Below are 21,990 nucleotides of genomic sequence, written 5' to 3' on the forward strand. Positions count from 1 at the left end.
GGGCAGGGGTCAGTTGATCCGGATGAGCCTGGCCTTCAGAACGCCCAGCAGGCCGCCGTCGACGGTGACGTCCGAGCTGCCGGTGACGCTCACCGAACGGCCGCCGACCTTCACCCCGACCCGGCCCTGGATGTCCACGTTCCGGCCCGAGACGCTCACGTCGCCCCGTCCCGCGTCCAGGGTGATGCCCCGCCCGTCGAGCAGGACGGAGGTGAGGGGGCGCCGGCCCTTGGCGTACACCGTCAGCTCGATCCGGTCCCGCCGGTCGTCCAGGAACACCTCGAGGCGCTCGTCGCCGGTCGTGAGCCTGACGCCGGACGGGCCCGGTGCCCGCGCGTCCAGCAGCTCCACCCGGTGCCCCGAACGGGACACGACGGAGCGGCGGTTGACCCTGCCGGTGGTCCCGTCGATCAGCGGGACGTCGTGGGGCGACGGCGTGTCGACGCCGTTGTAGAGCCCCCCGATGACGTACGGGCTGTCCAGCAGGCCCTGTTCGAAGCCCACCAGGACCTCGTCGTTGACCTCGGGACTCACCACGCCTCCGCCGCCCCTGCCGCCCCACTGCACGGTGCGCACCCAGTCGGTGGTGTACGTGTCGTCCAGCCAGGGGAACCTCAGCTTCACCGCGCCGCGCTCGGCGCCGCCCGGCTCGCGGACGTCCGTCACCACGCCGATCGCCAGCCCCGGCATGCGCGGCCCGCGGCCCGGCGCGTCGGCGCCGGTCACCAGGCCCGTCAGGGAGCGGTCCGCACTGGCGCTCACCCACACCGTCGTCCGGTACCCGCCGTGCGGCTCCAGGACGTGCTGCACGGCGGTCGCCGTGTACTTGCCCGAGAACGCCCGCCCGACGTTGCCGAGCGCCACCGGCTTGCCCGCCCGCAGCCGGGGGTTGCCCTCCGCCACCGCTTCCAGCTCTCCGAAGGCCGCGCTCACCTGGGCGGCCGTCGCGTCCGCGACCGCCGTGGTCTCCGCCTGGGTGCGGTACGGGGTGTCCGTGACGGTCAGCTTCGCCGACCTGCCGAACCGGGCGGCGAACGCCGGGCTCAGGCCCGGCACCACCGTGTCGCTGTCCACCGACGGCTGCCGGGCCACCAGCGGCCGCTTCGTGGTGACGTCCCAGCCGCGCACCTCCACCTGCGACGCGCCGTCCGCCGCCGACAGCGAGGCCCGCAGCGCCAGCAGGTTCCGCCCGTACTCCAGCACCATCGGGTTCCGGGCGGCCGAGGTCGACGGCGCGGGCGCCCCGGACGCCTTCTTCGGCCGGGTGAACTGCAGCAGCCCCTTGTCGTCGACGCGTACCTGCGCGCCGCTCCCGGCCGCCAGGTACTGCAGGAAGTCCCAGTCGGACACGTTCGCCTGCGAGAGCTGCCGGTAGGTGACCGGCGCGGCCTCCACGGTCCCGCAGGCCAGCCCGGCCCCGGCGGCCACCTTGCGGACGATCGCCGCCGCCGTCATGTTCCGGTACGCCACCACCTTCCGGCCCCGCTGGAGGCGGTGCGCCTTGGAGTAGGCGCGCACCACCGTGAACGAGCCCGTGCGGTCCCGGTCCACCTCCAGGGCCGTCACCTCGCCGTCGAACAGCCGCTCGCGGGCCTGCCCGGACACGGTCACCACCGACACCCTGAGCGGGGTGCCGATGGTGACGCCGGTCGCCCTCAGGAACTCGTGGTCGGGGTCGCGGAAGGTGAGCTGTGCCGCGTCCGGCAGGCCCACGTTCTCGTCCACCACGCAGCTCACCAGCTGGGCGGCCCAGACCGGCGGAAGTTCGGCGGGCGTCTCGATGACGGGGTCCGCCGCGAACGACCGGCCGCCCCGTGCCTCGGGTGTGGTCACCGCTCCTCCTCACCGCCCGCGTCCCGCAGCCCCGGCACCACCAGTTCGGTGCCGGGCACGAGCGCCATCGGGTCGTCGATTCCGTTCGCCTCCGCGATGGCCCGCCAGGCCGTCGCGTCGCCGTACTCCCGCCAGGCCAGCAGGGCCAGGCTGTCGCCCGCCACCACGGTGTGCGTGCTGCGGGCGGTGCGCGCGCCGGACGTCGGGTTCTGGCCCGGCGCGTCGACGCTCGCCTCCTCGATGGACAGCGCGCAGGTGGCCCGCAGCGGCTTGCCGTCCACGTCGAACAGGGTGTACGTCACCGACAGGCTGGAGAGCACCCCGTCGAACGAGGTCGTCCGCGCGGTGCCCCACTCGAACCGCACCCAGGGGCTGGCCGGCTTCTTGCGGCCCAGGCTGGCCGGGGTGGGCACACACGCCTTCATCAGCTTCTCCACCGCCTGCTCCACGGAGTTGTCGTGGGTGGCGGTGGCGTCCAGGAACACCTCCAGGCTCAGCTCGCGCGGGCCGCTGCCGACGAACTCGGGCAGCGCCGACTGCTCGGCCATCCGGGAGGGGGAACGCCGCCACTCGGTGGTCTTGCGCAGTTCCAGGGTGGAGGGGTTGAACTGCAGGTCGAGCCGCGCGATCGTCCCGCCGGGCTTCGCGCCGACCGAAGCGGGGGGCTCCTTCAGGGTCAGCTGGGCCCTGGCCCGGCTCGAGCGAACCGCTGGGGACATGCCGGGGCTTCCTTTCCGGAGTGAACGCGTGGCGGGGGCGGCTGGTGCGGGCGGGTCAGGACGGGCGCAGGCCCTCGTGGGCGATCTCCAGGGTCTCCACCGCCGGCTCCGAGCTGGCGGGGTCGAAGGACGGCCCCTGCCAGCGCACCGGGACGATGCCGAACACCTGCCAGCCGATGATCCGGGTCAGGTCCGGTTTCAGCGCCACGATCTCGCCGTCCTTGGGCTGCACCCGCTTCAGCGTTTCGTCGAGCCAGCGGCCGATCTTCGCCGTGTCGGCGGTGACCGGCCGGGTGAGCGTGATGTTCGACCAGGTCACGCGTCCGGGCAGCTGCCAGGTGAAGCCGTTGTTGCCGCCCTCGGCGTAGCTCTCCATCTCGACCTCGGCCCCCATGCCGGAGCAGGTGTGGAAGGCGCCCAGGTCGTTGCCGCCGATCGCGAGCCGGAAGAACACGCTCGTCGCGAAGATGCTGTCCGTCATTGGTCCGTCATCCGTTTCCTGACCTCATCCGTTTCCTGGCCTCATCCGTTTCCTGACCTCATCCGTTGCGCGGCCTCAGCGGCGTCCGTCGTGGGGGCGGCCCGTGCGTTCCCGGCCGCGCCGCAGTTCGGCGCGCAGCAGCCGGGCCACCGGGTCGAGCAGGCGGCGCGCCAGGTCGTCCAGGTCGAGGCCGGGATCCGGCGTCGGCCCGGTGCTCCGGGCCGCGCCGCTGCCGGAGGCGGACGTCGTGGCGGACGCCGTGGCGGACGCCGTGGCCGCCCGTGGGCGGCCACGCGCCGGTACCGACCCGGCGGGCACGCCCTGGGATACGCGGTCACCGGCGCCGGAGCCGGTGCGCTGCACCGGCGTCGCCGCCCGGCCGGTCACACCGCCGGGTCCGGCGCTCCTGCGCCGGACCACGGGGACGGCCCCCGCCGTCACCGGCGCCGGCGGGGCCGGCGGGCGGTCCGCGAGCGGCGGCGCCTGCGGGGCGGTCACCGGCAGGCGCCGCGCCGGTACGGCGGACGGGGCGAGGGCCCCGGGCCCGGGTGCCTCCGGGTGGGACGGCGCGGGCCGGACGACCGGGACGCGCGGCGGAGAGGCCGCGAAGCCGGTGGGCCGCACGCCCGGCTGCTCCGGACCTGCACGGCCGGCCGCGGCCCGCTGGATCCGCGGCGTCGCCGGGGCGGCCACGGGCCGGCCCGGCTCCGGCCGCGCGGGCTCACGGGAGGGCGGCACGGGGTTGTTCCGGGGAGCGGCCGGGGCGCCGGGGCGGGAGACCGCCGGTGCGCCGGGGCGGGAGGCGTTCGGCTGGGCCGGGGCGGTGCGGGCGGCGGCCGGGGGGCCGGGCCAGCGCGCCGCCACCACGGGACGGCCGCCGGTGCGGACGGCAGGCGGTGCCGCCCCTTCCGGGAGCCGGGTGCTCAGGGGAAGCGGGCGCGCGGCGAGCAGTGAGAGGGCGCGCGGTGCCGCCGGAGCGGAGGGCGCCGCCGGGCGGGTGATCGTGAGAGGGGCCGGGCCGGGGGGCCGGGCGCCCGGGGCACCTGACGTGCCTTCGGCGACGCTCCGGGCGACGACGGGCGGGCCCGGGGCGGCGGGGGCCCGGTGCCGCCGCCCGTCGGAATCCGGAGCGCCGCCGGACGCCGTGCCGGGTCGTCGCGCGTCCTCGGCCGCGCCCTCCCCGTCCACGGCGGCCGCCGGTGCCGGGCCCTGGGGCACGGGGGCCGGGGGCGGCGTCACCAGGGGCGTGGCGGGCCCGTCTCCGTGGTGCGCGGGGCCGGGCTCCGGGGTGCCCGGGCCGGAGGGGCCGGCCGCGAGGCGGCGCTGCACGTCGGCCGTCCCCAGCAGTGGTGCGTCCGTCCCGTCGCCTCCCGTCGCCCGGGACGCGGTCCCGGTGGGCGTGCGTTCACGATCCGCCGTGGGCGGCACAGGAGCGACGCGGGTTCCTCGGTCCTGTCGTACCGGGGCCCGCCGGTCGTCCGGGCCGGAGGCGCCGGCACCCGGCAGGCCGGCGCTCGGCGGCAGCGCGGGCAGCGGTGCGCCCAGGCCGCCGCGCGCGCGTGCCCCGGTGCGGGCGGAGGGCCGGCGCGGGGTGCCGGGCGGTGCGGCGGGGCCGTCCTGGGTGCCGTGAGCCGTTCTGTTCGCCCCGCCGTCGTACGGGCCCTCGGTGCCGGTCGCGCCTTCCGCGCGGCGCTGGACGACGGGAAGCACCGGGCCGGACGCGGCCCCGGCGCCGGGCGCGGGGTGCGGGGCGGGGGCGTCCTTGGCCGACGGCGTTGCCGTGGCGGGCAGTTCACTCAGCGGGGCGCCGAGCGGCGCGCGGGTGGCCGCGCCCCGCACGGGGGTGGTCGAGCGCGCCCTCGCCCCGGCCGGTGCGGTCGCCGTGGAGGGGCTGCCGGGATCCGGGACGGTGGCGGGCCGCAGGGCGGGGACGCGGCGCACCGGTCCGGCCGGGCGCCGGGCGACGGTCAGGGAGGGGCCCGCCGGGCGGAGCCGGGCGGGCGGGTGGGACACGTCGGCGCCGGAGGACCGGGAGGCCTCCAGCTGCCCGCCTTCCCGGTCGGGCCGTGGCCCGGTCGTCCCCGGCGCGGTGCGCCGGCCGTCCGGGCCGGAAGGTGTACGCCTCCCGGCGGCGGACGGAGACCGGGAGGCGCGCCCGGAGTCCGGCTCGGGCGAGCCGGGCCGCGCCTTCGAGGCGGGCCCGTCGGCAGCGGGCCGGGCCGCGGCGCGGCCGGCGACCGCGCCGGGGACCACCGACACCCGCCGCACCAGCGGAATCTCCGGCGCGGCCGGCCAGCGGCCGGTGTCGGCGGGCGGCACGACGGGACCGGTGCCGGGCTCCGCCTCCCGCCGGCCGGCGGGAGGCGACGGGGAGCGCGGCGCGGAAAGCACGGCGGGAGGATCCGCGGACGTGAGGCCGCGGCTCTGCGGAACGTCGCCCGGACGTCCCTTCCCCGCGGCGCCGTCGCCGCCGCGGCGCGCCACCACGGGAGCCGAACCGGGCGGGACGGAATCGGACGGCACCGAACCGGGCGGCACCGAACCGGACGACGTCGTACCGGACCGCCGCGCCCCCGGCCGCGTTCGGCGCGCGACCCGCGGCGCCCGGCCGGCCGGAGGACGGGCCGGGCCGCCTGGCGCATCGGACGCCGAGGCCCCGGCGTCCGGCGCCCCGGCGTCCGATGCGCCGCCCTGCGGACCGTCCGCCCCCTCCGGCCGCAGCGACCGGAGCAGCAGCGGCCCCCCGTCGCTCCGGGTGGCCTGCGGGGCGGCCGGGCGGGTGACGCCGCGCACCAGTCCGGCCGGGGCCGTGGGCAGCAGGGCGTGACCGAGGCCGGAGTCGAACGACGGGTCCTGCCAGGCGGCGAGTCCCGCCCGGAAGGCGAGGCCGTCGCTGACGCCGAGCGGGGCCCGGGAGACGGTGAGTACCGGCGCCGGGGTACGGCGCCAGCCGCCGTCCCAGTCGCCGGGCACGGAGGGAACCGGGGCGTCGGGCACGCTCCGCTCCGGGCCCCCGCCGGACGGGCCGCCCGCCTCGGCCCCGGAGCGCTCCGCACGCCGCGAGGGGTCCCCGGCGACCGGCCCGGCGGCCCGGCGGCGCAGTCTGTCCCGCCATGCCATGCGCTCAGCCACCTTCGTTCACACGGGTGTTGATGCGGGCGATCTCGGCCACCCACTGCCGGCGCTCGTCGTGGGTCAGGTCGAGGATCTCCTCGCGCGGCCAGTGGAAGTGATAGGCGACGTACGCGATCTCCTCCCGGAGCCGGGGAAGGGCGTACGTCACGATTCCCCCAGGCGCCCGCCCGAGAGGTCGACCTCGAAGCCGCCCTCGCAGTGCGGGCAGGTCACCGCCGCCCGGGTGTGGCCCTCGCTGTTGACGCGGCGGTAGAAGTCCTGGAGGAAGGCGACGTCGGTGGCGTACATCCGTTCCACGATCCCGGCGTGCACGTCGGTGACGGTGCCGATCCGGGTGATCACCTGGCTCAGCAGCACCACGCTCAGGTACGCCGGGTTCTCCTTGACCCGCAGGTCGATCTGCGGCCGCAGTTCGTCCCGGGCCGTGGCCAGGCGCATCGCGCCGTGGCGGTGCACCGTGCCCGCCTCGTCGACGTATCCGCGCGGCAGCTCGAACTCGAACTCGGTGCGCAGCCCGTCGTCCTCCCGTGCCGGCGGCGCGGGGGCGGGGGGTGCCGCCGTCTGCTCGGCCGTCGGGGCGGGCGCCGTCACCTGGAGGATCTCGTCCAGGTTGCCCGCCGTCACCGTTCGGCGCCTCATTCGACGACGATCTCCTCGAACACGATGGTGACGGTCTCGGTGGCCGCGGACGACTCGCCCGCCTTGAGCGACGGGCCCTCCCACTTGGAGGCCCAGCCCTGCATGAGCTGGATGCGGCGGACCGTGTTGCCCTCGGTGTCCTTGATCTCGATGGTGAGGTTCTGGCGCGCGGCGTTCACGGCGCCGTTGTTGAGGGTTTCCTTGATCCAGTTGGTGAACTCGCTGCTCTGGTCGAGTCCCCGGGTGATCGTGATCTCGCCCGCCTGCCGCCCGCCGGGCTGCTTGCGGATGATCTGCTTGCCCTCCGCGCTGACCTGCTTGATCTCTACGACGTCCTCCTCGACGGTCAGCCCGCTGATCTCCTGGATCGACTCCACCAGGTAACCGCCGAGCTGCACGCCGAAGACGTGGGTGGAAAGAGCATCGCCCGTTGCCATGACTGTCTGTCACCTTTCCTTGCGGACCCGCGGGTCACTCGTCGACGAGGCTGGTGCTGTCGGAGAACTGAGCCAGCCGGAACACCACGAACTCCGCGGGCTTGACCGGCGAGACGCCGATCTCGCAGACGACCCGTCCCTGGTCGATGGACTCCTGCGGGTTGTTGTCGCGGTCGCACTTCACGTAGAACGCCTCTTCGGCGGTGCGCCCGAACAGCGCGCCCCGGCGCCATTCCTGGGTGAGGAACGCGGTGACGTTGCGCCGGATGCTCGACCAGAGCCGGTCGTCGTTCGGCTCGAAGACCACCCACTGGGTGCCCAGGAGGATCGACTCCTCCAGGTAGTTGAACAGGCGGCGCACGTTCAGGTAGCGCCAGGCCGGGTCGGAGGAGAGGGTGCGGGCACCCCACACCCGGATGCCCCGGCCGGGGAAGGCCCGTACGCAGTTCACGCCGATCGGGTTCAGCAGGTCCTGCTCGCCCTTGCTGAGCCGGAGCTCCAGGTCCACCGCGCCGCGGATCACCTCGTTCGCGGGCGCCTTGTGCACGCCGCGCTCGGCGTCGCTGCGCGCCCACACACCGGCGATGTGGCCGCTCGGCGGGACGGTGGTGTTGCGCCCGGCGGCCGGGTCGAAGACCCGCACCCACGGGTAGTAGAGGGCGGCGTACCGGGAGTCGTAGCCCGCCTCGTCGTTGCGCCAGGTGCGGACCTGCTGGGCGGAGAGCCCGGGCGGGGTGTCCAGGACCGCCACCCGGTCGCCCATCTGCTCGCAGTGCGAGATCACCGCGAGCTGCACGGTGCGCACGCCCTCGGCGTCGATGTCGCCGCGCCGGTGGGCGCTCATCAGGTCCGGCACCGCGACCATGGTGATCTCGTCGATGGTCTCCAGGCCGCCGAACCCGGTGCGGGCCGCGGCGTCGCCGACGTACTCGGCCGGGTCGAGCCGGGCCACCTCGCCGGACCCGCCGGTGGCGGGCGTGGCCGGGGCGTCCGCCAGCGTCACCGTCTGGTTGGCGGGCCTGCTCTGGGGAGCGCCCTGCTGCTCGGTGACCTCGATCAGCTTGGAGGCCCGGGCCTGGCTGCCCAGGTACCCCTTGACGTTCTTGCGGGTGGAGGCCTCGTACGTCTCCGCCACCTGGTCGCCCTGGCGGACCAGGACCTTGAAGCGGTCCTCCGGCGGGTTCTCGCCGTCGGCGTCGGCGATCTCCACCGACACGCCGGTGGCGCCCGGCCGGGCCGCGACCAGGAAGCCGCCCAGCTCCACCGGCTGCGCCGCCCTGGGTTCCCGCCGCCGGTCGCTGCCGGCCGCCGGGGCGGAGGCGTCCTCGGCGGAGCCGCCGATCCGCACGATGTACGCGGCGCCGCCGCCGTTGGAGAAGTACCCGTACACCGCGTGGGCCAGGTACGTGCCCTCGGTGAAGCCGCCGAACAGCCGGGTGTACTGGTCCCAGCTGGTGACCAGCGTCGGCGCGTGGAACGGGCCGGTCTCGGCGAACCCGACGAACGCGGCGACGGCGGTGCCGACCCCTTCGATCGGTCGGGCACCGGACTGCACCTCCTCCACATACACGCCCGGGGTGAGGTACGTCGGCATGCTCGCTCCTTCGGGTCCTTGCGGGTCGGTCACCTGTGTCCAGGCCGAGTCTGCGCGGCGGGCCGGCCGGGACGGCAGGGCCGTGCGGACCCGACCGGGGGCAGGAACGCTGCCTCTCCGACCACCCGCCCCGACGGCCCGGGCGGCACTCGCCCTTGCCCCCGCGCTGCCCGCACGGGCATGGACGTCCCGTGGCGAGTAAGGTGCGAACCGCGCTCGGCGGCGGGTGCCGGTGGCTGTGCGGTGCGCGACGCGTCGTACGGCCGAGGACCGGCCGGACGGTGTGTCAGGCCCCCTGCCGGTCCCTCCACTCGGGGTACACCGAGGTCAGGAACGCCTCGCCACGGGACACGCTCGCCGTGGAGTCGTTGCAGGAGAACGATTCGGGCCAGCTCCGGTTGAACGTGAGCAGCATGACCGTGGCGTTGCTCTGCGCGGTGGCCTTGTCCACGCCCAGCTTCTCGGTCATCCAGGAGAAGACCGCGCGGCGGCGCTCCTCCGCGCGGACGATCGGGTCGCCGCCGCCCTTCATCACCTGACCCTCGGCGTTCACGATGCGCTTACGCTTCATGTCCTCCCTGAAGGAGACCTCCATCTGCTTCCAGTTCTTCTCCCACATGACACGGTTCTCCCTGGCCTGCTCATTCAGCTCCTCGGCCTGTTTCTGCGTGAGCGGCGCGGTGTTGCCGTGGGCCAGTTTCATCCTGGCGATGACTACGGAGTCGAGCGAGGGGTAGACGCACTCGCCGAACTGCTGGAACAGGGCGTCCCAGTTGGTCTTGTCCAGGACGTGACCGGTGCTGGCGGTGGCGGTGATGTCCACGGCCCCGATGGGGGTCCCCTGCGAGTACAGGACGTAGTCCGGCCGGGTGGAGCCGTACGTCACCTGTGTGGCGAAGTTCGCGCTCGCAGGAAGAGGGGGCTTCCCGGCACCGTCCAGGTGGGCCTTGGCGATGGATTCGACGGCGTAGCCGAATTCCTTGGAGATGCCGCCGCTTCTGCCCTTGTCGTTGAATTCCCGCCAGACCTCGACCCAACGCCTCGTGTAACCGTCGTAGCTCTCGAGCGGGCCCAGCTGCGGGGCGGTGGTGACGTAGTCGTAGGCCCACTCGACCGCCCTGTCCACGGCGACGAAGAAGTCCTCGAACAGCTTCGTCTCGGCCGTGCCCGGGGTGCCCTTCTTGATCTCGACGATACGGCGCTGCAGCCCGGGGGCGCCGTCGGCATGGTCCTGTCCCACCGGGTGTTCCGCGGCGTGTCCGGCGGACGGTACGGGGCCCGCGAGCGCGCGGGTGGCGTTCGCCTCGGCTTCTCGTTCGAAGCGGTCACCGGGGTCGGAGATCCGCAGCCCGGCCCCGTTGTCGCTGCCCGCGACCGGTCCTCGACGCTGCTGGATCACGTGTGTCAGCTCGTGGGCCAGGGTGTGCCGGTCGCCACCGCCGTCGCCGAGCACGATGTGACTGCCCGAGGTGTAGGCGCGGGCACCCACCTCTGCGGCGGACTCGCGTGCGGCGCTGTCCGTGTGCACGCGTACATCGCTGAAGTCGGCGCCGAGCCTGCTCTCCATCTCCTGCCGTACCGGTCCGTCCAACGGGCTGCCGGACCCGCGCAGTACATCGTGGACCGAGGAGCGCTGGACGGACGCCCCGCTCTCCTGCTCCTGCCCGGCGCTCCGGGAGTCCCGGGCTCGCTGGAACATCCGCGCGGCGACCGCGTTGCCGACGGTGCGCTGCAAGGATGCGAGGACGGCGGCCTCCGCGCCGCCGTCGCGTGTCACCGGCGCCGCCGGTATGCCTGTCCGAGCGGGTGGTCCGGACTTCCGGCTCTCATTGTCCGAGGTCGAGGCACGGGCTCGCAAGGTCGCTCCTTCCGGCGGTTCCGGCAGTTTTCGCGGTGCGCGGGCATGGGCGGCGGCGCGGAGCCGGGGCAACGCCGCCCGCCCAGCATGCCGTTCCGGCGGGGCACGGCAGGAGGGCCGGAAGGGAAGACCCGAGGGCATTCCTCGTGCCCTCGCCGTACTGGACGGCTCCCGGTGCGTGGCCGGACGCCGGAGAAGCCGGTTCCGAACCCGGTCTCCGTCTCCGGGCGTGCCGCCGCCCCCTGCCCGGCCCGCGCCTCACGCCTCGGCCGCGACTGCCAGATACGGCCCGAACTCGCTCTCCAGGACCAGCCGTCCGAGCTTGCGGTACTCCTGGGCGACCGCCGTCACCAGCTGCCGCACGGTGAGCGGCTCCCCGGCCTCCGCCGCGAGGTAGGCGGCGGTCACCGCGCAGGCCCGGATCGAGCCGCCGGCCAGTTCGAAGCGATCGGCGCAGAAGGCGAGGTCCAGGTCGCCGGCCCGGGGCAGGCGGTCGCCCAGGCACCGCTCCCACAGGGCGAGGCGCTGGCCGGCGTCCGGCACCGGGAAGTCCGCCACCACGTCCAGGCGGCGCGTGAACGCCTCGTCGAGGTTGGCCCGCAGGTTGGTGGTCAGCACCGCGATGCCGTCGAACGACTCCATGCGCTGGAGGAGGTACGCCGACTCGATGTTGGCGTGCCGGTCGTGCGCGTCCTTCACCTCCGAGCGCTTGCCGAAGATCGCGTCGGCCTCGTCGAAGAGCAGCACGGCGTTGACCGCCGACGCCTCGGTGAAGATCCGCTCCAGGTTCTTCTCGGTCTCCCCCACGTACTTGTCGACGACCGTGGACAGGTCCACCACGTACAGGTCCATGCCGAGATCCGCCGCGACGACCTCGGCGGACATGGTCTTGCCGGTGCCCGACGCGCCCGCGAACAGCGCGATCACGCCGCGCCCCCGCCCGCCGCCGGGCCGCATCCCCCACTGCCCGAGCACCTGCTCGCGGTGGCGGGCCCGCAGGGCGAGTTCGCGCAGTCGCCGGTGGGTGGGCGGCGGGAGCACCAGGTCGTCCCAGCCGACCGCCGGCTCCACCCGGCGGGCGAGCCGGTCGAGCCCCGCGCCGTTCTGGGCACGCACGGCGGTGCGCAGGTCGTCCGGGCTCACCGGGCGGCCCGCGAGGGCGGCCGTGCGCACGGCCACGCCGGCGGCGCGGCGCACCTGCCCGGAGTCCAGGCGGTGTGCGGCCACCGCCCCGGCGAGCGCCTCGGCGTCGCCGGTCACGGAGCCGTCGGCCGAGCCGTCGGCGGTGGCCCGCTCCAGGGCGTACCGCCAGCGCGCGGTCTGCCGCTCGGGAGAGGGCGCGGCCACGGTCAGGACGACGGGGGTGTCGGCCGCCCAGGCCGGGTCCCAGCCGACGGTGCCGTGCGTCAGCAGCGGGATCTCCCGCAGCGCCGTGCACAACGCCCTGAGCGTCCGGGTCCGTTCGGCGGGTTCCCCGGGCAGCGCCTCCAGCGGGCCGAGGACGACCCCGGCACCGGTGAGGCGGGCTTCGAGGGCGGCCACCCGCGCCAGCTCCGGCACGTCGCCGGAACGCCGGGCGAACGCCGCCGCGTCCAGGACGAGCGGGCGCCGTCCGGCCGCGCGCAGGGCCGCGGTGGCCAGGCCCTCGGCGTCGCCGCCCCGGGCGCGCAGGTGGACGAGGCCGGTGCCGGTGCCGGCCGCGGCCGCCGTCCGGTGGACCTCCGCGGCCTCGGCGGTCGGGTCCTCGCGGACCTCGTCGAGCACGCCGGCGAGCCGGGCGTCGGGCCGCGCGTTCCCCAGGAGGTGCGCGGTGACCCGGTCGGGGACCACCAGGACGCGGGACAGCGGCGGCCGTTCCGGCTCGGTGACCTCCACCAGACCACCAGCGACCAGCGGCGCCCCGGGGGCGAGCCGGAACCGGCCGGGCGCCGCCCCGGCGAGCCCGCACAGCTCCAGTGCGAGTCCGACCGTGGGCCGGCGGCGTGTCAGGTCGTCGTTGAGGTAGCCGTAGAGCCGCTCGAACCGCGCGTCCAGGTCGGGCGCCACCGCGACCAGGAGCAGATCCACGTCCAGCGGCGACAGCCCGAACCGCCCGGTCAGGGCGCCGAGGACGGAACCGGCCGCCGGGCGCCACGGCTGGTGGGCGGGTACGTCGAGGCCACCCGGCTCGTCCAGGATGCGGGCCGCCGCCTCGGGGCCGAGGTACTGGCCCCGGTACGGGTCGTCGGGGTCGGGGTCGGCGGCACGCCGGACCGCCACCGCGTGCCGCACCCGCTCCTCGACCGCGCGGAGACGCGTCCACAGCTGCCCCACGTCGGCCGGGGCGGGCCCGGTGCCGGGCGGAGCGGAGGACCGGGTGTCGGGCCGGGGCCCGGGCCGGGCGGCGGCTTCGGCTTCGGCTTCGGCTTCGGCTTCGGCTTCGGCTTCGGCTTCGGCTTCGGCTTCGGCTTCGGCTTCGGCTTCGGGATGGTCGCGGACGGCCGGGTCGGTGGTGTGGGTCATGGTTGGCGGTCCCCCCGGCGGCGCCGGGCGGGGGCGGGTCCTCGCTCGCGCGGACCGGCGAAGCCGTCCGGGCCCGGATCGCTCGTCTCCGTGTAGCGCAGCCGGCGCCCCGGCTCCGCTTCCCCGCCTTCGCGCCGGGCGGCGGAGCGCACGACGAGCCCTTCGGTGACCGGCGGCGCGACGGCCGTGGTGAGCCCGGCGAGCGGCGCCCGCACCCGCACCCCGAGCGACGCCTTCAGCTCCCCGCCGAGCGCCGACCACACATCGGCGGCGGCCGGTACGTCGGCCGCCGCCCCGGCGGTGTCCAGTGCCACGGTCAGGCCCAGTTCGGCGAGCGTGCCGGTGAGCAGCCGCGCGGGCAGTGTGTCGGTGGCCACCAGGCGGGCGAGCACCTGCGAGAGCAGCCGGTGTTCGTCCTGCGGGCGGCTCGCCCACGCCGTGACCAGATAGGTCAGCTCGAACCAGCGTGGCGGGGTGCGCCGCGCCACGAGGTGCCCGTCCGCGTCGTACACCTCCCCGGCGCCGCTGCCGCGCCGGGCGGCGTCCTCGCGGATGTCGTACAGGAAGAAGCAGACCGTCGGTGCGCTGCGCCGCGCGGCCCAGTCACGGGTGGGGGCGTCGAAGACCACCTCGACGCCGGATGCCTCCAGGCCGGACTCGCCGAGCAGCCGGCGCAGCCCTTCGTCGACCTCGTGGATCACCGGCGGGTCACCTCGTCGGGCGGCTGCACGCTGCCGCTGACCACCAGGAAGCCGGTCCTCACCGGTGAGAACCCGGGGCCGCGGGCGGTGATGACGCGCGGCCCGGTCTGGTCCTTGGCGAGGATGAGCAGCTGGCCGGTGAACGTGCCGTCCGGCTTCGGCACGGTCGGCGCCGCCGCCGCGGTGATCCCCGGCTTCCAGGTGAACCGCACCGGCGCCCCCGGCGGGAAGTCCTCGCCGCGCACGGAGGTGACGAAGCCGGGCTTGCCGATCTCCGGCACCGCGACGATGCGCGGCTGGAGGATGCGCAGCCGCTGCCGGGCGGTGTTGTCGCCCCGGTCGGCGTCCGTTCCGGTGGTGGTGAGGTCGCCGGTGACCCGGCCGGTCAGCGCCTTGTCGGGGCTGAGGACGACCCGGACGACCGTGCTCGCGCCCGGCTCCAGGTCCGGCAGCGCGCACCGCCAGGCGGCGTCGCAGCCCGGCGGCGGACCGCTGTCCGGGATGCCCGCGGGCAGTCCGATGCGCAGCCGCAGCCCGGTGGCCAGCGCGTTGCGGCCGTTGCGCACGGTGTACGTCACCACGACCCGCCCGCCGACGTAGCCGGGGTTCGGCTGGGCGCTGACGCGCACCCCGGGCCCGGCCGCGGGCTCGTCCGGCCACGGCGGCACGGTGTCGGCCGGCGGCGTGGGCCTGGGCGGCGCCGGCGTGGGCGGCGCCGGCGTGGGCGGCGTGGGCGTGGGCGGCGGGCTCGTCGGCGGCGGCGCGGCCTCGCGCACCGGCACCACCGTGCGGCCGGTGTTGTCGCTGGGCCGCGGGTCCAGGACGGTGCCGGTGACCGACCAGTCGACCGGCGCGTCGCCGGGGGTGACCCCGGTGAGGGTGACGTCCACCGGGACGGTGGTGCCGGGCGGCACCACGCCGACGTCGCACTGGAGGGAGGCGGGGTCGCAGGTGCCCCCGGGCCGGGTCAGCCCGGTGACGCGGACGCCGGACGGCGGCGCGATGGTCAGCCGGGTGCCGGGCGAGGTGACGGGGCCGTTGTTCACCACGTCGACGCGGACCGTGGTGGAACGGCCGGCGGTGATCCCGGCGACGGTGCCGGGCGCCCGGACCTCCAGGTCCACGGACTGCTGTACGGCGGGTTCCTTCTGCCGGCCCGGCAGACCGTCGGTGAGGGGCAGGAGGTCGCCGGACCCGATGTCCAGGATCCCGAGTTTCTCGGGGCTGTTGAGCGCGGCCCCGGCGCGGGCGCTGAACACCAGGCCCGTGCCGTCGGCCGTCCAGGCGGCGTCCCGCGGCTGGTGCGGACCGGTGGCCGAGGTGTCCGGCAGCTCCCGGCCGCAGGCGCCGGGGAGGCCGCGGGCGGCGGCGGGCAGCAGCACCTGGCACTTGCCGCCCGACGGGGACGTCAGGAGGATGCCGTTCCGCTCGTCGGTCCGGCCGCCGCCGCTCTTGCGGTTGAACGCGATGCTCCGCCCGTCCGGGGAGAACGCCGGGCTGTCGTCGATGACCTCGCAGCCGGCCGGGCAGCTCTTGGCGCTCAGGTCGCGCTGCCGGCCCAGGTTCTTCACGGGCACCGTCCAGATGTGCTTGTTGCCGCCGTTCCCGTCGATCACGTGGTTGCGGGTGAAGGCCAGCGCGGTGCCGTCGGAGGACCAGGTGGGCTGGGCGTCCTGGCCCCGGAGCTGCCCGGCCGGCGGGATGATCTCACCGGTGATCGCGCCGGTGGCGGCGTCCGCGATGAGGATGCGGCTGGGTCCCGCGGCCTCTCCGGCCCCGCCCGGCGAGGTCCGGGTGAAGGCGAGGTACCTGCCGTCCGGGGAGAACGTCGGGTCGGTGTCCCGGTCCTCCGGACCGCGGCCCGCGAGCGGCATGACCGCCGCGTTCGAGCCGTTGGCGTCCGCCGTCCAGATCCGCTCGACCCGGCCGTCGGGGGTGTCCTCGAAGCGGGTCACCACGATCCGGCGGCCGTCCGGCGTGTAGTTCTGCCGTTCGGTCCACGGGTCGTAGCCGGCCGCGGGCCGGAAGAGCGGGTCCTTGGCGGGATCGGTGTTGGTGTCGGCCGCCGGGTCCTCCTCCAGGATCGTCAGCCCGAGGTCACGGGGGTCGGCCCCGTCCGTCCGGACGTCCTGGAGGGTCGCCACGTGCGGGCCGGACGCCGAGGTGCGCTCCACGACCGCACCGCCGCCGTCGAGCGGGCCGAGCCACGTGGGCGACAGGACCTCCCGGTCCTCGTCGAGCACCAGCGCGGGGGTGGCGGCGGAGCGCGCGGGCGTCCGGAACACGTGGTCCCAGTCGCCCTCGCACTCACAGGTGATCTCGGGACTCAGGAACAGCACCTGGTTCCCGTCGGGCAGCCAGGCTGCCCCGTGGGCACGCCACTGCGCCTGCGCGCCGCCGAGCAGCGGCCCGTCGGTGCTCCCGCCGGTCCCGTCCGTCACCCGCAGCCGGGGTCCGTTCGGCCCGGTGGCGGTGTACGCGATGAGGTCCCGGCGGGCGTCGGCGTCGACCGGGTTCCACACCGGTTCGGTGGCCGCGCCGTTCACGGGGTCGGTGATCCGGGTGGCGGTGCCGCCGGCCAGGGGCCGTACGTAGATCTGCTGTCCGGCCGACGGGTCGCCGTCGCTGGAGTACGCCAGGCGCCGGCCGTCCGGGGAGACCGTCGGGCACTCCTCGTCGGAGGGGGTGTCGGTCAGGCGGGTCAGGCCGGTGCCGTCGGTGCGCACCAGCCACAGGTCCCGTTGCGTCCCGCCGGCCGGGGCGGACTCGGCCGAGTCGAAGACCACGGTCCGGCCGCCCGGCGTCAGCCGGGGGTGCGCCGCGTTCATGCCGCTGGTGAGGCGGCGTACGGAACCGTCGGCGGACCGCAGGTAGATCTGCGGCTCCCGCTCGTCGCGGCGGCTCGCGAAGACCAGCTGGTCGCCCAGGGCGGACGGCTGGACGTCGAAGTGGGCCGGCCACGCGCCGAACAGCGGGGTGCTGGAGGTGGTGGTGCCGACCTCGCCGAGACTGCGGTGCCGGGTACCGGCGTACGCGATCCGGGTGTCCGCGGCGTCGGCCACCCGCGGCGCGGGCCGGGCGCTGTCCTGCCCCGCGACCGCGATCACCCCGAGCAGCGGGATCAGCAACAGCAACGACGCGCCGAACCGCCCCGGGCGGTACCGCCCGCCGGGGCCAGTGGTTCCCATCACGGTCCCCCTCGCATCTGGTGCGGCACCCGGATGTGCCCCCGCCACCCTGCGGCAGGCCGCGCGCGGCGCGGCAGGGCGGCGGGGCCATACCCGGGGGAAGCACGCGGTGCGCTTTCGGGCAGCGCGCGTTCCCGGCCGTGGCCGGACCCGGTCCCGTCAGATCAGCCCGTTGCGGAGCGCGTAGCCGACCGCGTGGGCCCGGTTGCGCAGTTGCAGCCGCGTGATGACCTCGTGCAGGACGTTCTTGACGGTCCGTTCGGAGTACGCGGTCTTGCGCGCGATCTCCGCGGTGTCCAGCCCCTCCGACACCATGCGCAGCATGTCCGCCTCACGCGTGGACAGCGTGGACAGGGACATGCCCCGCGGGTCGAGCGCCGAGCGCTGGAGGCTGCCCACGTGGGTGAGCAGTTTGCCGAGCAGGTCGCCGGGCAGCACACCCTCGCCGTTGGCTATGGCCAGGACCAGGCTCAGGAGCTGGTCCTGGTCGGCTTCGGCGCGCCGCAGCACCGCCGCCACGCCGCACTCGATGACGCGTTGCAGTGATCCGGAACCGAGGGTGGCGATCACGAGGCCCGTACGGGTGCCGGTGTTGTGCCGCAGCCGGTGCAGCAGGGCTGCCACGTCGTCGTCGACGTGGTCCACGACCACCAGTGACACCCGTGCCCGCTCGGCGTCGGCGTCGGCGAGCAGATCGATCTCGGGGCGCTGGCGTAACTGCTGGACGACGCCTAAGCGCAGGACCGGGTCGGCGGCGTGGACGGCCACGGTCACGCGCTCGGGGCGTTCGGAACGGAAGGTCCTCTGCGTGGTCCCGGCCGGGGTGGACACACGTGACGTGGTGGCGGTCATGGCCGGTGCGGCTTTCGCTGTGGTGGGCATAAGGGCTTACCTGTCTGGAGGGGTTGCGGGGCGGGGGACGCGGGAGCGGGGCGGGCTCCGGAAGGCGGCGCGCGCGAGGCGGCGGGGGGTGGCGGCAGCCCGCCGGCGTCGAGGGCGGTGTGTGACCGCCGGGGCACCGCGGCTGCCCGGGCGTTGCCCTCGCACTTGTCGTCGCGGCCGGAGCACGGTCCTACCGTGGCGGCGTGACGTCTTCTCCAGCCTCTTCCAGTCCCGGTGCGCCCCGCCTCGATATCCCGGAAGTGACCGTCGCGCCGGGGGACACCGCCACGACCGCTCTGACCGTCCGCAACGACAGCGACATCGTCGAGGCGTACAGCCTGGAGGTCGTCGGGGACTGCGCCTCCTGGATCACCGTGGAACCTGCGCGGATCTCCCTGTACCCCGGCACCTCCGAAACGGTGACGCTCCGGGTGGCGCCACCGCGTTCTCCGGAGGTCCGGGCCGGCGAGGTGCCCCTCGGCGTGCGGGTCCTGCCGGCCGAGCACCCCGAGTCGGTGAGGGTCCTCGAGACCACCGTGCACGTCGGGGAGTTCCGCGAACTGCACACCGAGCTGGTGCCGCGCCGCCGGCGCGGCTGGCTGCGCGGCCGCTATCGCCTGGCCGTTCGCAACCAGGGCAACTCGCCGGTGGAGGTGGGCTTCGCCGCCGGCCAGGCGGGTGAGGAGCTGGGGTTCGCCTTCAAGCCGGCGGAGCGGAAGCTGGAGCCCGGCGAGTCGGCGGAGATCGGCCTGCGGGTCCGCACGGGCAAGCCGGTGTGGTTCGGCGCCCCCGTGGTGTGGCCGTTCACCGTGGACACCACCGAGTCCGGTGACCAGGAGGAGCCCCGGCGCGACGAGTCCGCCGTCCGGGTGCCGCTGGACGCCGAGTTCGTCCAGATCCCGGTCTTTCCCCGGTGGCTGCTCGTGGTGCTCGCGGCGCTGCTCGCTCTGCTGCTCGCCTGGTTCACGCTGGTTCGTCCGGCGGTGCGCAGCGCCGCCAGGGAAGCCGCCACCGAGGCGGTCCAGGCGCGTCCCTCGCCCGCCGGGGAGCAGGGAGCGGCAGGGCAGACTCCGGGCACCGGCACCGGCACCGGTGCGGGTGCGGGTGCGGGTGCAGGTTCGGACACCGGCCCCGACGGCCGGGGGACGGGCGCGCCGTCCGGATCCGGCGGCGACGGCACCTCGGCCGACGACGGCACCTCGATCGGCGGTGGCCGGCAGAGCTCGGAGACCATCGACGTGCAGACGTCCGGTGGGGAGACCAGGACCGGTACCTACCGGGTGCCCGAGGACAGTGTCTTCGGAGTGACGGACATCGTCGTCGCCAACTTCCAGGGCGACGAGGGGCTGCTGACGATCACGTTCGGCGATCGCAAGGTCACCACGATCGCGCTGGAGACCTTCCGCAACCAGGACTATCACTGGGTGACCCCCATCAAGATCCCTGAGAACGACACCGTGACCGTCGAAGTGACCTGCGAGAAGCCCGGCACACCGGCGTCCGGCCGTCAGGCGCAGGGGTGCCATGAGGTCCTGAACGTGAGTGGTGTACTCAGCCGTGTCACCCAGTAACTCCAGCCCCGCCTTCGAAGCATTCTCGTTCGAAGTTGGCTGTAGCTGCCAAGAGTCGACCTCTTGATCCGACCGGAAAGCAACAACATGGGACCGAAAAGCTGCCTCGGTCCCGGACGCGGGCGCCCCCGCCTCGGCCGGCGTCCCTTCGCGACCGCCCGCCGGCTCCGCGCCGCCGTGCGCCGCGCCGCACGGCGGCGCGCTGCTCCAGGTCGCGTCCCGGCGTGCGGACCCGGCCTGGAGCCGGGGTGGCGCCCGCTCCCGGTCAGCCGGTGTGGACCCGCAGGGCGGAGCGGACGGCCGATTCGAGAGCGCCTTCGATCCAGGCGGGTTTGACCGAGGTGTGGTCCCCCGCGAAGTGCAGCGGCCCCTCGGAGGTGGGGATGTCGGGGAACAGCTCCGTGTGCTGGCCGGGGAAGAGCACGGACGCCTCGCCGTAGGCGTAGTGGTCGCGCATCCACGACTGGGTCCGGCACTTGCCGGTGAAGAAGACCTCGCACCGGCGGCCGAAGACCGCCTGCACTCCGGCGAGGGCGCGCATGTAGCGCTCCTCGTCGGCGTAGGCGTCCCACTTGAGGGCGTCGTCGGACCAGCTGTAGGAGGCGAGCATGATGCCGCCGTCGCTGCCCTCCATGGGCTGGGCGTGCTCGAAGTACATGAAGCGGTTGGCGTTGTCGCTGACGGAGCCGCCACCGCGGACGTGAGCGGCTTCCACCTCGCCCTCCATGGCGGGCCGGAAGGCGGCGTAGCAGTGCTTGTACCCGTCGGGGATCGTCACCCCCAGGTCCTTCACGGACTCGTGCGCGCCGAGGTACCCGGCGTCCGTGACCTTGCCCGTCCGGTACTTGTCGTAGAGGCCGTCCTCGATGGTGCCGAGGGCCTGCTTCCACTGCGCCTCGGTGAACTCCCACCAGCGCCGGGAGAATTCCAGCAGTACCTTCGTCGCGGCGTCGTAGTGCAGCTCCGTGACGGCCCGGCGCTTGCCGTAGGACAGCGGCGGGTCGAAGGTGACGTGCCGCAGTCCGGAGAAGGGGACGGTGACGATCGCCTCGTCGCCCTCGAAGACCTCCGTGGTGCCCCCCTTGCCCGTCTGGCAGTCCTCGGAGACGGTGTGCACCCGCACCGTGCCGCCGGTGCGTTCGATGCGTACGGCACGCCGGTCGAGCCGTACCTTTCCCCTCACCTGCGCGTACAGCGCGTCGGCGAGCAGCGCGGTGCCGCCCTTGATCTCCCAGAACCTGGTCCTGGGGTCGATCAGCGCGGCGGACAGGAAGCTGTGCAGGAAGGAGAGGTGCAACCGCGAGGTCAGGTTCTGGACGGTGCCGACCAGGTCGACGGTCCTGGTGCCGAGCCCCGCGGCTTCGGTGAGGTAGCGGTACATGGACCAGTGTCCGTACTTCTCGAGGACCTCGGTCCACCCGTCGACGAGAGCCGTTCCCTCTTTGCCCCGGACGAGCCGGTGCGCGGGTTCGAGGGCGTCGGCGAGGATGGCGGCGGCGGTCCTCCCGCGGTCGGCGCCGGTGATCCCGAAGGTGTCGTTGACCCTTTCCGGGTTCTTCTCGTAGTCGGCCCGGCGCTCACGGATGCCGTTGACGTGGATCCAGGCCCGATTGGTCTTCTTCGCCGGGTCGTCGGGGTCGACGTCCACCAGGTGGAACTCCTGGCGGGGCAGGTCGAACTTCTCGAGCAGCGCCATGAGGAGCGGGTGGCTGTCGGGCAGCCGCATGGCCCCGGCCTCGGCGTACTGCCGGGGGTCGGCGAACGGCTGCCTGCCCTTCTCGTGACCGCCCTTGCGGAAGGTCTTGATACGGCCGCCGACCCGGTTGCCGTTGGCCTCGATCACGACGACGTCGTGGCCCGCCCGGTTGAGCAGGTCGGCGGCGAGCAGGCCGGCCGGTCCGGCCCCGACGATCAGGACCCTCTTCGTGGCCTTCGCCCGGCTGGTGGGCAGCCCGTTGGTGACGGCCCTCACATAGACCGGGACCAGGGGCTTGTCGTGTTCGTCGTGGACGACGACGGCGCGGGCGACCGTCCGGTACGTCTCGGGGGCGGTGCCGGGCGGCGGCGCGGCCGGCGTGATCGCGGGCGCGGTGGCAGGAGCGAGCGCGGTCGCGGAGGCGGCGGAGGCGGCGGTCAGCCCGACGGCGAGCGCCGAGGCGCCGGTCGCGGTGACCACGGAGCGCCGCGAGGGCGTGGCGACAGGCGGTGCCGGTGGCCGTGGCGAGGTGCCGTGCGACGTGTCGTGCGACGTGTCGTGCGCGCCGGAAGCGGACGGCCGCTCCTCGTCCACCGCGCGGGAATTCTTCCTGAACGGCGTGCTCGCGCCTGGGGTGTTCGCATTCTGAGTGTTCATCGCCCATCACTTTTGGTGCACGGGCGACACGGAGGTGGCTCCTTCACACGGACGAGGCACCTAAACCACTCGTACGAGGTCTGCGGCCTGCTCCCCC

Annotated in this window: 16 protein-coding genes; 2 read left to right on the plus strand and 14 right to left on the minus strand. The window is 74.9% G+C overall.

All coding sequences use genetic code 11. The annotated features are described in order from the left end of the window. Positions 1–9: 9 nt before the first annotated feature. The 13 genes from ACF07S_RS14195 to ACF07S_RS14255 form a co-directional block, all read right to left on the minus strand. Positions 10–1,833 (minus strand): VgrG-related protein, encoded by a 1,824-nt coding sequence (locus ACF07S_RS14195; RefSeq protein ID WP_391962770.1) that lies wholly within the window; start codon positions 1,831–1,833, stop codon positions 10–12. Next, positions 1,830–2,552 carry a LysM peptidoglycan-binding domain-containing protein gene (locus ACF07S_RS14200; protein ID WP_391962769.1) on the minus strand — a complete coding sequence of 241 codons (723 nt, stop codon included), beginning with the start codon at positions 2,550–2,552 and terminating at the stop codon, positions 1,830–1,832. The genes ACF07S_RS14195 and ACF07S_RS14200 overlap by 4 nt, the downstream gene beginning before the upstream one ends. 55 nt (positions 2,553–2,607) lie before the next feature. Next, entirely contained in the window at positions 2,608–3,033 is a 426-nt protein-coding gene (locus ACF07S_RS14205; protein ID WP_391962768.1) for a phage tail protein, read from the minus strand. Positions 3,034–3,108: 75 nt separating this feature from the next. After that, positions 3,109–6,153, minus strand: a complete 3,045-nt coding sequence (locus ACF07S_RS14210; protein ID WP_391974270.1) for a hypothetical protein — start codon at positions 6,151–6,153, stop codon at positions 3,109–3,111. A 4-nt stretch (positions 6,154–6,157) separates the two neighbouring features. Then, positions 6,158–6,316 carry a DUF6760 family protein gene (locus tag ACF07S_RS14215; protein WP_164540787.1) on the minus strand — a complete coding sequence of 53 codons (159 nt, stop codon included), beginning with the start codon at positions 6,314–6,316 and terminating at the stop codon, positions 6,158–6,160. Further along, positions 6,313–6,807: a hypothetical protein gene (locus ACF07S_RS14220; protein ID WP_391962766.1), complete on the minus strand. Its 495-nt coding sequence runs from the start codon at positions 6,805–6,807 to the stop codon at positions 6,313–6,315. Before ACF07S_RS14220 ends, ACF07S_RS14215 begins: the two co-directional genes overlap by 4 nt. Beyond that, positions 6,804–7,244 carry a phage tail protein gene (locus tag ACF07S_RS14225; RefSeq protein ID WP_391962765.1) on the minus strand — a complete coding sequence of 147 codons (441 nt, stop codon included), beginning with the start codon at positions 7,242–7,244 and terminating at the stop codon, positions 6,804–6,806. The genes ACF07S_RS14220 and ACF07S_RS14225 overlap by 4 nt, the downstream gene beginning before the upstream one ends. Before the next feature lie 34 nt (positions 7,245–7,278). Then, on the minus strand, positions 7,279–8,838 hold the full coding sequence (locus tag ACF07S_RS14230) for a phage tail sheath family protein (RefSeq protein ID WP_391962764.1): 1,560 nt from the start codon (positions 8,836–8,838) through the stop codon (positions 7,279–7,281). A 286-nt stretch (positions 8,839–9,124) separates the two neighbouring features. Further along, positions 9,125–10,615: a DUF4157 domain-containing protein gene (locus ACF07S_RS14235; protein WP_391974271.1), complete on the minus strand. Its 1,491-nt coding sequence runs from the start codon at positions 10,613–10,615 to the stop codon at positions 9,125–9,127. Positions 10,616–10,954: 339 nt separating this feature from the next. After that, a complete protein-coding gene (locus ACF07S_RS14240) occupies positions 10,955–13,198 on the minus strand; it encodes an AAA family ATPase (RefSeq protein WP_391974272.1) in 2,244 nt (747 codons plus the stop codon). Next, entirely contained in the window at positions 13,195–13,899 is a 705-nt protein-coding gene (locus tag ACF07S_RS14245) for a DUF4255 domain-containing protein (protein ID WP_391974273.1), read from the minus strand. The genes ACF07S_RS14240 and ACF07S_RS14245 overlap by 4 nt, the downstream gene beginning before the upstream one ends. Beyond that, positions 13,896–17,087, minus strand: coding sequence for a hypothetical protein (locus tag ACF07S_RS14250; RefSeq protein WP_391974274.1), 3,192 nt, complete (start codon positions 17,085–17,087; stop codon positions 13,896–13,898). The genes ACF07S_RS14245 and ACF07S_RS14250 overlap by 4 nt, the downstream gene beginning before the upstream one ends. Positions 17,088–17,246: 159 nt before the next feature. Beyond that, a complete protein-coding gene (locus ACF07S_RS14255) occupies positions 17,247–17,969 on the minus strand; it encodes a response regulator transcription factor (protein ID WP_391974275.1) in 723 nt (240 codons plus the stop codon). A gap of 260 nt (positions 17,970–18,229) precedes the next feature. Here ACF07S_RS14255 and ACF07S_RS14260 point away from each other — a divergent pair, with 260 nt between their 5' ends. Then, on the plus strand, positions 18,230–19,540 hold the full coding sequence (locus ACF07S_RS14260) for a hydrolytic protein (protein ID WP_391974276.1): 1,311 nt from the start codon (positions 18,230–18,232) through the stop codon (positions 19,538–19,540). Between the two features lie 265 nt (positions 19,541–19,805). Here the strand turns inward: ACF07S_RS14260 and ACF07S_RS14265 are convergent, their stop codons facing one another. Then, entirely contained in the window at positions 19,806–21,716 is a 1,911-nt protein-coding gene (locus tag ACF07S_RS14265) for a flavin monoamine oxidase family protein (protein ID WP_391974277.1), read from the minus strand. On the opposite strand from ACF07S_RS14265, the gene ACF07S_RS14270 reads away from it, so the two are divergent. Then, positions 21,709–21,885 (plus strand): hypothetical protein, encoded by a 177-nt coding sequence (locus ACF07S_RS14270; RefSeq protein ID WP_391974278.1) that lies wholly within the window; start codon positions 21,709–21,711, stop codon positions 21,883–21,885. The genes ACF07S_RS14265 and ACF07S_RS14270 overlap by 8 nt on opposite strands. Positions 21,886–21,990 lie beyond the last annotated feature (105 nt).

This window comes from Streptomyces sp. NPDC016640 (assembly GCF_043076215.1).
Lineage (GTDB): Bacteria > Actinomycetota > Actinomycetes > Streptomycetales > Streptomycetaceae > Streptomyces.

Bases quoted from the DNA above. Each gene is read 5' to 3' on its own strand.
- ACF07S_RS14200 (WP_391962769.1), bottom strand. From the start codon at position 2,552: ATGTCCCCAGCGGTTCGCTCGAGCCGGGCCAGGGCCCAGCTGACCCTG.
- ACF07S_RS14205 (WP_391962768.1), bottom strand. From the start codon at position 3,033: ATGACGGACAGCATCTTCGCGACGAGCGTGTTCTTCCGGCTCGCGATC.
- ACF07S_RS14210 (WP_391974270.1), bottom strand. From the start codon at position 6,153: ATGGCATGGCGGGACAGACTGCGCCGCCGGGCCGCCGGGCCGGTCGCC.
- ACF07S_RS14220 (WP_391962766.1), bottom strand. From the start codon at position 6,807: ATGAGGCGCCGAACGGTGACGGCGGGCAACCTGGACGAGATCCTCCAG.
- ACF07S_RS14225 (WP_391962765.1), bottom strand. From the start codon at position 7,244: ATGGCAACGGGCGATGCTCTTTCCACCCACGTCTTCGGCGTGCAGCTC.
- ACF07S_RS14230 (WP_391962764.1), bottom strand. From the start codon at position 8,838: ATGCCGACGTACCTCACCCCGGGCGTGTATGTGGAGGAGGTGCAGTCC.
- ACF07S_RS14240 (WP_391974272.1), bottom strand. From the start codon at position 13,198: ATGACCCACACCACCGACCCGGCCGTCCGCGACCATCCCGAAGCCGAA.
- ACF07S_RS14250 (WP_391974274.1), bottom strand. From the start codon at position 17,087: ATGGGAACCACTGGCCCCGGCGGGCGGTACCGCCCGGGGCGGTTCGGC.
- ACF07S_RS14255 (WP_391974275.1), bottom strand. From the start codon at position 17,969: ATGCCCACCACAGCGAAAGCCGCACCGGCCATGACCGCCACCACGTCA.